The sequence below is a fragment of the Janthinobacterium sp. BCJ23 genome (genome assembly GCF_059617945.1).
The window spans coordinates 62418-75792 of sequence record NZ_JCAQAW010000002.1 but is presented as its reverse complement, the minus strand read 5'-3'; the positions used below and the strand labels follow the sequence as shown (position 1 = coordinate 75792).

9 protein-coding genes are annotated in these 13375 nt (G+C 66.3%); 2 read left to right on the top strand and 7 right to left on the bottom strand.

The window, feature by feature from the left end:
* Genes AC54AG_RS06345 through AC54AG_RS06330 form a run of 4 tightly spaced genes read right to left on the bottom strand, consistent with a single transcriptional unit; the run spans position 1 to position 6213 of the window.
* Positions 1 to 1575, bottom strand: a complete 1575-nt coding sequence (locus AC54AG_RS06345) for an MBOAT family O-acyltransferase (RefSeq protein WP_496629765.1) — start codon at positions 1573 to 1575, stop codon at positions 1 to 3.
* Complete coding sequence (locus AC54AG_RS06340; RefSeq protein ID WP_331776681.1) at positions 1565 to 2638, bottom strand: glycosyltransferase family 4 protein; 1074 nt, start codon at positions 2636 to 2638, stop codon at positions 1565 to 1567. The genes AC54AG_RS06345 and AC54AG_RS06340 overlap by 11 nt, the downstream gene beginning before the upstream one ends.
* Positions 2639 to 2640: 2 nt before the next feature.
* A complete protein-coding gene (locus AC54AG_RS06335) occupies positions 2641 to 4113 on the bottom strand; it encodes a lipopolysaccharide biosynthesis protein (RefSeq protein ID WP_331776682.1) in 1473 nt (490 codons plus the stop codon).
* Positions 4114 to 4128: 15 nt separating this feature from the next.
* Positions 4129 to 6213, bottom strand: a complete 2085-nt coding sequence (locus tag AC54AG_RS06330) for a glycosyltransferase (protein WP_496629764.1) — start codon at positions 6211 to 6213, stop codon at positions 4129 to 4131.
* Positions 6214 to 6351: 138 nt separating this feature from the next.
* Here AC54AG_RS06330 and AC54AG_RS06325 point away from each other — a divergent pair, with 138 nt between their 5' ends.
* Together AC54AG_RS06325 and AC54AG_RS06320 are read left to right on the top strand one after the other, a co-directional pair.
* On the top strand, positions 6352 to 7644 hold the full coding sequence (locus tag AC54AG_RS06325) for a putative O-glycosylation ligase, exosortase A system-associated (protein WP_496629763.1): 1293 nt from the start codon (positions 6352 to 6354) through the stop codon (positions 7642 to 7644).
* Positions 7641 to 8576: a polysaccharide deacetylase family protein gene (locus AC54AG_RS06320; RefSeq protein ID WP_496629762.1), complete on the top strand. Its 936-nt coding sequence runs from the start codon at positions 7641 to 7643 to the stop codon at positions 8574 to 8576. The genes AC54AG_RS06325 and AC54AG_RS06320 overlap by 4 nt, the downstream gene beginning before the upstream one ends.
* Here the strand turns inward: AC54AG_RS06320 and AC54AG_RS06315 are convergent.
* From AC54AG_RS06315 to AC54AG_RS06305, 3 genes are read right to left on the bottom strand one after another with little or no spacing between them, the layout of a single operon-like run.
* The gene (locus AC54AG_RS06315) at positions 8485 to 10428 is read right to left on the bottom strand and encodes an asparagine synthetase B family protein (protein ID WP_496629761.1); all 1944 of its coding nucleotides are present in this window, start codon (positions 10426 to 10428) and stop codon (positions 8485 to 8487) included. The genes AC54AG_RS06320 and AC54AG_RS06315 overlap by 92 nt on opposite strands.
* Entirely contained in the window at positions 10425 to 11684 is a 1260-nt protein-coding gene (locus AC54AG_RS06310; protein ID WP_496629760.1) for a pyridoxal-dependent decarboxylase, exosortase A system-associated, read from the bottom strand. The genes AC54AG_RS06315 and AC54AG_RS06310 overlap by 4 nt, the downstream gene beginning before the upstream one ends.
* Positions 11681 to 13279, bottom strand: coding sequence for an acyl-CoA ligase (AMP-forming), exosortase A system-associated (locus AC54AG_RS06305; protein ID WP_496629759.1), 1599 nt, complete (start codon positions 13277 to 13279; stop codon positions 11681 to 11683). The genes AC54AG_RS06310 and AC54AG_RS06305 overlap by 4 nt, the downstream gene beginning before the upstream one ends.
* Positions 13280 to 13375: the final 96 nt, after the last annotated feature.

Below are 13375 nucleotides of genomic sequence, written 5' to 3'. Positions count from 1 at the left end.
TCAGAACTGGAAGTAAAGAAATTCGGTGACCCGGTTCATGCCGAAGATGCAGGCGACAAACAGCGCGGCCAAGCCCACGCTCCAGCGGGACGTGGGCCGCCAGCTGAAGGACCAGCGGCCTGTGGGTTGAAAGATTCTTTCAATGGCAGGCTCGTAGCGAAAGAATATTTCTTGCGTATTGGGCGCCTTGAAGGCCAGCAGGATCGCCGCCAGCAGCACGGGCAAGCCTGGCCCTGCCAGTTCGATCCAGCGGATGCCGCCAAAGGCGGGATGCAAGCCCCACTGCGCCAGGCTGGACGCATGGCTGGCCAGGCCGCGCGGCAGGCTCACGCCGTTCGCGCCCACCAGCGCGCCCGTGATATCCCAGGCCGTGGCCACGTCGGGCGCGCGGAAGAAGACCCAGGCCAGCATGACGGCAAGAAAGGTCAGGACGCCGGGCCACCAGCGCAGCCAGCAGTACCCCGGCGCCGCGCCAAACACCCGCTGCCACGCCTGCTGCAGCACCAGGTACAGGCCGTGCAAGCCGCCCCAGATGACAAACGTCCAGCCGGCGCCATGCCACAGGCCGCCCAGCAGCATGGTCAGCATCAGGTTGCGGTAGCGCATGGCCTCGCCGCGCCGGCTGCCGCCCAGCGGGATATATAAATAGTCGCGCAAGAAACGCGACAAGGTCATGTGCCAGCGGCGCCAGAAGTCGGCGATATTGGCCGCCTTGTACGGCGAATTGAAGTTCAGCGGCAATTTCACGCCGAACAGGCGCGACAGGCCGATGGCCATGTCGGAATAGCCGGAAAAGTCGAAATACAGCTGGAACGTGTAGGCCAGCACGCCGATCCACGCTTCGATCAGGGTCGGCTCGGCGCCTGCCGCGAAGATGGGGATGGCCAGCGGCGACAGGTTGTCGGCGATCAGCACCTTTTTTGCCAGGCCTATCGTGAAAATCGACAGGCCGATGGCGAAATTGGCGGCGCGCGGATGGGCATTGGCCGGGTCGGCGAACTGCGGCATCATGTCGCGGTGATGCAGCACGGGACCGGCGATCAGGTGGGGGAAATAGCTGACGAACAGCACGTAATGGATGAAACGGTATTCACGCACCTCGCCCCGGTAGCAATCGACGAGGAAGGCGATCTGCGTGAAGGTAAAGAACGAGATGCCGATCGGCAGGATGATGTCGAGGCCATGCCATGGCAGGCTGTCAGCGCCAGCACCAGCGGTCACGGCGATGGCATTGACGCTGTCGATGAAGAAATTCGCATACTTGTAGTAGGCGAGTAGCCCCAGATTCAGCACCAGCGCCACGACCAGCGCCCGCTTGCGGGCCGCTCCCGCGCGCGCGCCGATCAGCCGCCCCGCGCCGTAATTGACGCAGATCGACGCCAGCAGCAGCGGCAGGTAACGCACGTCCCACCAGGCATAGAAAAACAGCGAGGCAAGCGCCAGCCACGTCGCGGGGGCCAGGCGGCGCCAGCTGGCGGATGTGCCGGCGGCCGGCGCCAGGCGGTCCAGCAAAAAATAGCCGGCCAGCACAATGGGCAGATAGCCGAACAGGAAGGCGAAGGAATTAAACAGCATGTTGCCTCCTGGCAGGCAGCGACTGCGCCTGGTAGTAACAATCGGCAATCTGGGCAGCCACCCGCTCCCACGTAAAACGTTCCACGAGGGCTTGCACGCGCGAGCGCTCGGGCGGCAGCGCCAGCAGTTCGAGGATGGCCTGGCGCTGCGCGGCGCCGTCGTCCCAGCGCACCTTGCGCAGTGCAAACGCGGAATCGGGCAAGTCCAGCGCGCTTTGCGCCGTCATGACGACGGGCGTGCCGGCCGCCAGCGCTTCGAGCACGCTCAGGGGAAACACCTCGCCCTGGCTGGGCAAGGCCGCCACGGCCGCCGCGTGATAGGCGCTGGCCAGCAGCGGGTCGGCGTGGTCGAGCGCGCCCAGCCAGCTGACGTGCGGCAAGTCCAGCAGCAGTTGCAGATATGCCTGCTGTTCGCGCGGCGCGGCGCCGATCAGCACCAGGGGCAAGCCGGCGCCCGCCAGCGCCTGGGCCAGTCCCAGCTGGTTTTTATACGGTGAAATACTGCCCACCATCAGCACGAACGGCCCGGCGATACCCGTTTCGCGCAGGAACAGGTCGCCATTGGCCGTGAAGAAATGCGGGTTGATTCCGTTGGGCAAGACGCGGATGGCGTCGGGTCCCATGCCGAAACCTTGCACGATGGCGTCACGCTCGGCCTCGCCCAGCGCGATCACCACGTCGGCCAGTTGCAGGGCGCGCCGGGTTTGCGCATAGCTCGTTTGCACCATCCATTCCGTCAGGCGCCCCGCCAGCCGGTCGGCGAGCCGCGCGCGCCAGGCGCTGGCACGGTTCCAGCTGGGCGCCAGCAGCGGCGACAGCACCACGGGCACGCCTTGCTCGCTGGCCATTTCCATGATGCGGTAGGTGCCATTACTCGCCGAAAACACGTGCAGCACGTCGAAATCGGCCAGCCGCTGGTGATTGGCGTCGACCAGTTGCACCTCCAGAGGCCGCGCCGGCTGCTGGGGCAGCCGGTTTAGCGCGGCAATGGTTTCGCGTACCTGGATCTGCAAGCCGCCGTCGCGCTGGAACAGCATCGGATAGGACAAGATACCGACACGCATGGTCATCCTTTCGTGCATTTGACTGCCAGCCATCGGCCAGCGAGCTTGCGTTGCAACAACAGAAACTCGCCAGCGAGTTCATGTTTCAACAGGAACAGACCGGCCAGCCAGCACAGCAAGGTAGCCAGCGCCGTGCCCATCAGCGCCAGCAGCGCCGGGGTGTCCGTTGGCAGCCACAGCAGCGAAGCGACGGGCGCAACGGCGCTGACACCGCAGAGCAGCGAACTCTTGCGCACTGCCCGCGCCAGGATGCGCCAGTCGAGTGCGCTCAAGCGCCGCAGGCAGTTGTAGTTCAGCCAGCTGCGCAGCACATTGCTGAGCACCACGGCCCAGGCCACGGCCACCAGACCGAACGGCGCTGCGGCCAGCAGCAGCGCTACTTTGATGACGCCGGCGCAGGCATCGAGCCGCACCTGCGCATGCAGCTGGCCCGTCGCCACGAACAGGTAGCGGGCCATGCTGAACATGCTATACACGGCCGAGGACAGGCACATGATGCGTATCAAGGGCACACAGCCTAACCATTGCGTGCCATACAACACCTTGACCAAGGGCAAAGCCATGCAGGAGAGAAAGAGAAAAAACGGCCATGCCAGCGCCGTCATGTAACTGATCGTGCGCAGATACACGAGCTCCGCCCCGCCCTGCCCCCCTTCCCCCCTTGCGCGGGCCGCGAACAGGGGAAACACGACGGGAGAAATCGCGCTGGTGATGGCCTGGTTAAAGATATTCAGTACGCTTTGCGCCTTGCCGAACAGGGCCAGGCTTTCAATGCCGATCAACTTGCCGATGATCAGGTCCGGCGCCGCCACGCCCGCCTCGTCGACGAGGCCGCCCCCCGTCGCATACGCGCCAAAGCGGGCGATATCGCCCATGCCGCGCCGTCCCGGCAACCATGGTAACTCTGCAGGCCGCACCAGCAGGCTCACCAGCAGCGACGCGCAGGAACCGGCCAGCGCCGCCCACACCATGCTCATGTAGCTGTAGCCCTGCATCGCCAGCAGCACGGCCACCAGCAGGTTGACGACGCTATTGGCCGCATTGATGGCATAGATGGCGCGAAAGCGCAGTTGCCGGCGCAACATCGGTAACGTCAAGGCGCTGAACGGTATCAACAGGAAATTGATCGCCAGCAAGCGCAGCACGAGGGTCAGCCGGGGTTCGCCATAGAACTGCGCGAGCGGCGCGCTGGCCAGCAGCACCAACCCTGCCAGCAGCCAGGCGACGAGCAGGCTGGTGGCCAGCGCGGCCCGCAATTTCACCGTATCGAGCTGTTTTTCCTGGATCAGGTATTGCCCCACGCCAAAGTCGCGCACCACTTGCGCCAGCGCCACCAGCACGGCGCCCAGCGAATACACGCCCACTTCGGCCGGCGTCAGCAAACGCGACAGCACCATGGTGGCGACGATGCCCAGCAGAAGCACCGTGTATTTTTCGGCGAACGAGAAGAAAAACGAGTGGCGGGTGGCGCTCATGCGGGCTGCCCGCGCCTACACGAGGCCGGCGTAAAACGCGCGCAGCTGGCGTTCCAGGCGCGGCATCGAATAGCGCTGCACGGTTTCTTCGCGCGCCAGCCGTCCCATGCGGGCGCGCCGGGGCGCGTCCATCAGCAGTTGCGCCACGGCAGCGCAGGCGGCGTGCTCGTCCTCGAGCGGCAGCAGCAGCCCGCCTTCGCTATCATGCAGGATATCGTGGGTGCCCGGCACGTCCGTCCCCACGGCCGGCACGCCGCAAGCCATGGCCTCGATCGTGGCGATGCCGAAGCCTTCGTTTTTACTGAGGAGCACATGCAGGTCGAAGGCCGGCATCAGCAACTCGACACGCTGCTGGAAGCCGGCAAACACGATCCTGTCCTGCAAGCCCGATTGCTGCGCCTGCAGCCGCAGCATGGCTTCCAGCGGCCCCGTGCCCACCAGCACTAAATATAGATTGGGAAATTGCTTGGCCAGCCTGGCGAACAGGGCCAGCAGCGCCTGCGGGCGCTTTTGCGCGGAGAGCCGGGCCACGCAGCCGAGCACGAGCGCGTCCGGCGGCAGCCCCAGCTGCTTGCGCGCCAGTATCCGCCGTTCGGGCGAGGCGATAAAAGTATCCGTATCGACACCGTTGGGAATGACGGCCAGCCGCGTTTCCGGATTCAGCATGCCGCGATACAGCGCGAGAAAATGCCACATGGCCGACGGCGACACGGCATACACGCCTTTGACGGTGCGGAACGCTTCCTGCAGCCGGGGCCGCTGCCAGTCGCTGAACGCTTCCAGCGGGAACGCATTGTGCACGCTGATCACGGCCGGCAGCCGGCATTGCCGCGCCAGCCACAGGATGGAAGCGCCATAGCTGGTCCAGCAAAACGCCACGTGGACGAGGTCGGGCCGCAGCCGCCGCAGCCGCCACGCTCCCGTGACCCTGGCGCGCAGCCAGTTCCAGCGCCGCCAGGCCCAGTGTTCGAGAAACAAGGGCGGCTCGTACACGCGTACTTGCAGATGCTGCGCGCGCAAACCTTGCACCCAGGCAGTAAAACCGGGAAAGCGCCGCAGGGCCAGCACGCTGTCATAGCCGCTCGCACCCAGCACTTTCGCCTCTTGCGCCATGCGCAGCTCCATGCCGCCCAGTTCACCCGAATAACTGCTGATGACGATGCGCGGCAAGCGTTTGCGCCGTCCGCGCCACGCTTCATGGAAAAAGCCGCGCAGCCAGGCCCGTTCCCAATGGTGCAGGAACAGGTCGGCGTGGTCGCGCCGCAGCCAGGCCCGCACGGCGCCGAGGGAATCGCGCACGTATCTGCCCAGCATCCAGCGCGGTACGCCCAGTAACTCCACGCTCGGTGCAAATGTCGCCAGCCGGCATTGGCCCCGGCCAAACAGCATGGCGCGGCGAAGTATCCAGGCTCGCTGCACTTGCGGGGCGCGGATGATGTGCGCCACCCTTGCTTGCGGACAGAACCAGGAAGGATTGCCGGCCGCATGCATCTCCAGGTTGAGCCGGGTCTCGCTGCCCATGGCGTAGTTGGCGCCCTGCGGGCCGATGCTTTCGTCATAGCGGGCGCCCGCCTCGAAGATGCGGCGGCGTATCGCCATGTTGGCGCCCCAGACCAGGCCCGGATAGATGGGCGCGTCGCGCAAATCGGGGCTGGTGATGCCCCACGTCAAACCAACGGGAGTCAGTCGCAGCAGCCAGTCTTCCGGCTTTTCCCGCCAGGCAGGCACGATGGCGCCGCCGAACAGGGCGTAGCCGGGGTGAGCGCGCGCGCTGTCCTGCAAGCGGCACAGCCAATCTGATGCGGGCATGGCGTCGTCATCGCCAAACACGAACAGCTCGCCGCCATCGCCGCTTGAACGCAAGGCGTGTTCGACGGCCCCGTTCAGGGCGGGACTGCGGCCGCGCCGCGCCACGTAGACGGAACGCAAGGGCAAGCGGCCGCGGAAGGCGGCGATCACCTGGGCCGTGGCGTCCGTGCTGCCATTGTCGGCGATGATCAGGCGCCAGCCGCCCACGGGGGCTCGCAACCCCATGTAGGCGCGCAATACCTGGGGCAAGGTGCCGGCGCCATTGTAGGTCGCCATGAGAACGGTCAACAAGGACATGCCTCCTTGGTCTTACCATGACAAAACTATGTACTCAAGCAGTGTTGATCCAGTGTACTGAGCCTGCCCGCCAGCCCGTTGACAGGCATCAAGACCTTGCCAACCCGGGCACAACCAGGAGCGTCTCCCTTCATGCGCGACATACTGATTACCATCATCATCCTGGGCTCGCTGCCCTTCATCCTGAAGGCCCCTGCCACCGGCGGCCTGATGTGGGTCTGGGTCAGCGTGATGAACCCGCACACGCAGGGCTGGGGCTTTGCCACGCACATGCCGTTCGCCTTCATCATCGCCATCGCCACCCTGATCAGCCTCGTCATGACGCGCGAGCCGAAAAACCTGCCGCTCACGCCCGTCAGCGTGCTGCTGCTGCTGTTCGTCATGTGGATGAATGTCACGGCCCCGTTCGCCCTGATTCCGGAATCGTCATGGGTGCAGTGGAACAAGGTGATGAAGATCATGCTGATGAGCTTTGTCATCATGATGGTGATACGCACACGGCGCGACATCGTGCGCCTGATCTGGGTGCTGGTGGGGTCGATCGGCTATTACGGCGTGAAAGGCGGCATCTTCACCATCCGCAGCGGCGGCACGGACCGGGTATGGGGGCCGGAAGAAACGTTTATCGGGGATAACAATGCGCTGGCCCTGGCCCTGATCATCACCATCCCCCTCATGTATTATCTGCAGCAAAACACGGATAAACGCTGGGTGCGCCACGGCTTGTCCGCGGCGATGCTGTTGTCGGCCCTGGCGGCGCTGGGCTCGTATTCGCGCGGCGGGCTGCTTGCCATTGCCGCCATGGGCCTGTTCATGTGGCTGAAAAGCGACCGCAAGATGGTGCTGGGCGCACTGCTCGGCGCCGTCGCGCCGCTGCTGCTGGCCTTCATGCCCGAGCGCTGGGCCGAACGCATGGACACCATCAACACCTATCAGGACGATGTCTCCGCCATGGGCCGCCTGAATGCCTGGCGCATGGCCTGGAATTTGGCACGCGACCGTTTTCCCGGCGGCGGCTTCGACGTCTCCGACGCGGCCATCTTTGCCCGCTATGCGCCCAACCCCATGGACGTGCATGCGGCGCACAGCATCTATTTCCAGGCACTGGGCGAACACGGCTTTGTCGGCTTGCTGATTTACCTGGCGCTGGGCATCGCCACCTGGCGCACGGCCGCCGCCATCATCCGCCGCACGCGGGGCAAGCCGGAACTGCGCTGGGCGCATGGCCTGGCCACCATGAGCCAGGCCAGCCTGATCGGCTTTGCCGTGGGTGGCGCCTTCCTCAGCCTGCTGTATTTCGACATGCCGTATTACCTGATGGCCGCCCTGATCGCCACGCGCATCATCGTCGAGCGGCAGGTGCCCACCCTCACCTCTACTTCCCGCCAGGCCAGGCCCCGGGCCGCCATCGTGGAGCAGCCATGACAGCCACCTTGTCCATCCTGATCTACCACCGCGTGCTGGCGCGGCCCGACCCGCTGTTTCCCGGCGAAGTGGACGCCGTGCTGTTCGAGCGCCAGCTGCGCCTGCTGAAACGCTTCTATACGCCGCTGTCGCTGAGCGATGCCGTGCAGCGTTTGCAGAATGGCAACCTGCCGCAGCGCGCCGCCTGCATCACCTTCGACGACGGTTATGCGGACAATGCGCAAGTCGCCCTGCCGCTACTGCAGCGCCATGGCATGCACGCCACGTTTTTCATCGCCACGGGCTACCTGGACGGCGGGCAGATGTGGAACGACACGGTGATCGACGCCGTGCGCCAGGCGGCCGGGCCCGTGCTGGACTTGCGCAAACACGAGCTGGGGACGTTCCCCGTCGCCAGCCTGGCGCAGCGGCAAGCGGCCATCGCCACCCTGCTGGGGCAGCTCAAATACCTGCCGTTCGCCAAGCGCCAGCAGCTGGCCATGCGGATACGCCGCCAGGCGGGCGTCCTGGCAGGTCCGCCCGCCATGCTGAACACGGCGCAGCTGCACCAGCTGCATGCGGCCGGCATGGAGGTGGGCGCGCACACGGACAGCCATCCGATTTTGTCCACCTTGCCGGACCACGCGGCGCGGCAAAACATCGCCGACGGCAAGCGCCAGCTGGAAAGTTTGATCCAGGCGCCCGTCACTCTGTTTGCATATCCGAACGGCAAGGCCGGGCGCGACTATGGCGCGCCGCACGTGGCGATGGTCAAAAGCCTCGGTTTCCAGGCGGCCGTGGCCACGGACTGGGGCGTGGCGCGCCCCGGCGCGGGGCTCGACCTGCTGCAGTTGCCCCGCTTTACGCCGTGGGATCGAGGACGGCTGGCGTTTCTGTGGCGCATGCGGCAAAACCGCCGGCAAGCGCACCCAGCGCGCCTGGATGCTGGCTGAGCCACTGTTCCAGCATCAGCAGCAGCCACACCATGGTGCCGTGATAGGCCGGATGTTCCGCCAGCAAGCGCCCTTGCAGATCGTCGATGAAGGCGGGCCGCACGATGCCGCGTCCGCGCAGCTGCGTGAGGTTGTCGAATGCAAACTCGCGCAGCGGCGGATGACTGTGCAGCCACAGGCCGAAAGGCAAGCCGAAGCCGTGCTTTTTCTTGCGCACGATGGCGGGCGGCAAGATTTCCGCCAGCGCCCGCTTGAAGAAGGGCCGCAGCCGCATGCCGTCGAGCTTGTCGCGTGGCGCCAGGCGGGCGGCAAACGCCACCATCGCATCGTGCAGGAAGGGAAACGCCGCTTCCACGCCAGCCAGCTCGCAGGCCTTGCGCACCTTGAACAGGTCGTTGTCGGCCAAAGTAAAACGCATGTCGAGCGCCAGCAGCTCATTGATTTGGCTCAAGCCCTGGCCTTGCCGCTCCCAATACGCGCCATTCACGCAACCGGGCGCCATGCCCGGGTCGATGGTGTCGATGAACCCCGCTTCCAGCACCGTGCGGTGGCCATGGCGCAGCAGCAGGTTGTAGCTGTCGAGCCGGGCCGGCAGCGGCAGGCTCGACAGCTCGATGTAGCGGCGCGCCTTGTCGCCCAGCCGCCACGGCTTGCCCGTGCGCTCGCGGAACAGCAGCGGCTCGATGATGGCCTGGCGCAGCATGGCGGGCAAGCGCTCGTACTGCGAAAGCAAGGCCTGATGCGCATAGCGCTCATTGCCGCCAAACAATTCATCGCCGCCGTCGCCGCCGAGCAAGCGCGTTACGCCATCCTCGCGCGCCATCTGCGCGCAGTAAAAGGCGGGAATGGCCGAGGCGTTGCCGAAAGGCTGGTCGAAGATGGCCGCCATGGCGGGAATGGCGGCCAGCACATCGGCTGGCGTCACGTAGCGCTCGTGGTGGATGCTGCCCGCGTGACTGGCGGCCAGGCGCGCATACGCCATTTCGTCATAGCCGGGCGCGTCGAAACCGATGGAATACGTGCGCGCCGGCCGGCCCGTCACTTGCCCCATGATGGCGGCCACGGTGGAACTGTCCGTGCCGCCGCTGAGAAACGCGCCCGTGTCCGCGCCATCCGCGCCCAGGCTGCTTTCCACGGACTGGCGCAGCAGGCGCAGGAATTCCTGCTTGTTGCTGGCAAAGCTGGCCCGCGTGCGCGCCGCGCCCGGCTCCTGGAAAGCCAGCTGCCAGTAACTGCCCTTGCATTGCTTGCCGCCGCGCACATGCAGGTATTCGCCGGGCAGCAAGCGCTGCTGGCCCAGGTAAGCCGTGGCCGGGCCGGGCACCATGTGGAAGAACAGGTAGTGATACAGCGCTTGCGGATCGAGCGCGCCCCGCACGGACGGATGGGCCAGCAAGGCGTCATGCGAGGAAGCAAAGAACAGGCCTTGCGCGTTGCTCGCATAACTGAGGGGGTGGATTCCGGCGCGGTCCACTGCCAGCAGGGCCGAGCCGGAAAAAGAGTCGAGGATAGCTATAGCAAATGGCCCGGACAGGCTGGCGCAGGCCGCCACGCCCCGGCTCAGCCAAAGGGAAGCGAGGCGGCTTGCCACGTCATCGGCCGAACCGTCAAGCATGGGCCGGCCCCAGATGGCGACCTGCAAGCCATCCTGCTGATACACATGGCGGCTGCCGTCGATGGCGGCCACGGCCACGCCGCCCACTTCGCTCACGCAGGCAGTCAGGGGGGCCCTATCGAAACGCGACAGGGGCGCGGCCATGCCGGCCAGCGCGGCGCCACTGGCATCGGCATCGGCAGCGACAGAACCCGCAGCCCCGCCAAGCGCCGCCAGCCAACCGCACAGGCCGCTCATACGAGCACCTCGGCCGGCAGCGGATGGCCGAGAAAGGCCGTCGGGCTGGCCGTCAATCCATACGCGCCCGACTGGAACACCACCACCAGGTCGCCCTCCTCGGCGCGCGCCATCTCCATCTGGTCGGCCAGCAAGTCCAGCGGCGTGCACAACGGTCCCACGACGGAGGCCACTTCGCGCGCCCCGCCGTGCAGCCGGTTGCCGATAGCGACCGGATAATTCTTGCGGATCAGCTGGCCAAAATTGCCCGAGGCCGCCAAGTGGTGGTGCAAGCCGCCATCCGTGACAAGAAATACTTGTCCATGCGACACCTTGCGTTCGAGTACTTTGCATACATAAATACCGGCCTCGGCCACCAGATAACGGCCCAACTCCAGGTTCAGGCGCGCGCCGGGCGCCGCCTGGGCCAGCAGATCGAGCTGCCGCTGCAAGCCGTCCGCCACGGGCGCCAGGTCCAGCGCCTGGTCGCCGGGAAAATACGGCACGCCGAAGCCGCCGCCGATATTCAGGGTGCGCAAGGGCGACGGCGCGCTGTCGGCCAGTTGCAGGGCCAGTTGCACGCTCAGGGCCTGCGCTTCAGCCAGGGCCACCGCCGACAGGCTTTGCGAACCCGCATACAGGTGAAAGCCGTGAAAATCCAGCCCCAGCTGACCGATGCGGCCCAGCAGCGCCGGCACGAGGGCCGCATCGACGCCAAACGGCTGCGCGCCGCCGCCCATGCGCATGCCCGTGCGGCGCAAGGCGAAATCGGGATTCACGCGTACGGCCACCTTGGCCGTCATGCCCAGCCGTTCGCTGGCCAGTGCCACCCTTTCCAGCTGGGCGCCCGACTCCACGTTGATCAATACGCCAGCGGCCACGGCCCGCGCCAGTTCGCCATCGCTCTTGCCCGGTCCCGCAAAACTGATGCGCTCCGGCGCCATCGGCGTATCGAGCGCCGTGGCCAGTTCGCCGCCCGAGGCCACGTCGATGCCGTCGACCAGGCCCGCCAGCCATTGCACCACGGCCGGCATGGGGTTGGCCTTCATCGCGTAATGCACATGCACGCCGGCGGGCAAGGCGGCGCGCAATTGCGCCACGCGGCGCGTGATATGCGCGCGGTCATAGGCATAGAACGGCGTGCCGCCCACCCTCTGCGCCAGCCGGCGCAAAGAAATACCGCCGACCTGCAGCATGTTGCCGTCCATGGCAAACTGCTGGCCCAAGGCCGAGTGCAAGGGCAATTCCGTACTGTTCGAGCGAATCAAGTCCTTCATGCCGCGTCTCCTGTTTGGACCGCATACGCGCGCGCCAGTTCCCGGGCCAGCAAGGGGCGGTCGATCTTGCCGTTCGGATTGCGCGGCAGCACGCCGTCGCGGATCTCCACCCACAGCGGCACCATATAGCTGGGCAAACGCGCGCGGCAGGCGGCCAGCACGCTGTCGCGCTGCAATTCCACACCGGGCGCGGGCGTGACGAGCAAAGCGATGGCCTGGCCCAGCACGGCATGGGGCAGGCCCAGCGCGGCGGCATCGCCCACCAGTCCGCTCGCATACGCGACTTCCTCGATCTCGGCCGGGCTGACCCGGTAGCCCGACGTCTTGATCATGTCGTCGCTGCGCCCCACGAAATACAGATAGCCTTCCGCATCGCGGCGCACCGTGTCGCCCGACCAGACGGCCAGCTCCGGCAGCACCAGGCCGCTTGCCTGCGGCGGCAGCGGCTTGAAGCGTTCGGCCGTGCGCGCCGCGTCGTTCCAGTAGCCGAGCGCCACCAGCGCGCCACGGTGCACGAGTTCGCCCGGCTCGTCGGCGTCGCACACGCTGCCGTCGGAACGCAGCACCAGCACTTCCGCGTTCGGGATCGCTTGCCCGATGGAATCGGGGCGCCGCTCCAGCTGTTCCGGCGCCAAATAGGTCGAGCGGAACGCTTCCGTCAAGCCATACATCAGGTAGACTTGCACGCGCGGCAGCGACAGGCGCAGCCGGTCGAGCGTGGAACGCTGCATCACGCCGCCCGAATTGGTGATGTAGCGCAAGGGCGTGGACAAGGGCCAGCTCAGCTGCGACAGCTGCACCCACAGCGGCGGCACGGCGGCCAGACCCGTGATGGCTTCCTGCTCGACGGTTTCGACGATATCGCGCAGCAGCAGGTAATTCATCAGCACGGCGCAGGCGCCGCTGGCGAACGCCGTCGTCAGCTGGCTCAGGCCGTAATCAAAGCTGAGCGGCAGGACGCACAGGATGCGGTCCTGCGGCGTGTTGCGCAAATAGCCCGACACGCTGAGCGCGCCCGCCAGCATGTTGCGGTGCGACAGCACCACGCCTTTCGGCCGTCCCGTGCTGCCCGAGGTATATAGAATGGCGGCCATGTCCACGTCGATCGCCGCATGGGGCATGGGCGCGGGCACGCTGGCGGCGGAGACCGCGCTCCACGGCAGCACGCGCACCTTGCCCAGGCTGGACTCCGCCTCCGCTTCGCCCGTCAGCAGCACCGTCCGTAAGTCCGGACAGGCGGCCAGCGCGGGGCCCAGCTGCGCCAGGCGTTCGCGCGACGTGACGAGGATGGCCACGTTGCAGTCGGCCAGGATATACGCCACCTGGTCAGGCTTGAGCAGCGGATTGACGGGCACGAACACGCCGCCGGCCGCCGCCGCGCCGAACATGGCGCTGACGTTTTCCGGGCGTTTCTCCAGGTACACGGCCACGCGCGCGCCACCTTGCAAGCCCAGGGTCAACAGGGTCGCGGCCGCCTCGCGCACGGACTGCGCCAGCGCGGCATAGCTGAGCTCCTCGCCCTGCCACGACAGGGCCGGCGCGTGGGGCGCGCGCTGCGCCGTTTCGAAGATCAGATCGTGTATCAGTGTCGCCATCGTGTCGCCCCAGGGTTGCCATGATTGCCATGCATCCCCCTATGATTGGGATAAACGGGCGCGGCAGTGTTGATTTTTATCAAGCAAGCACCTCTC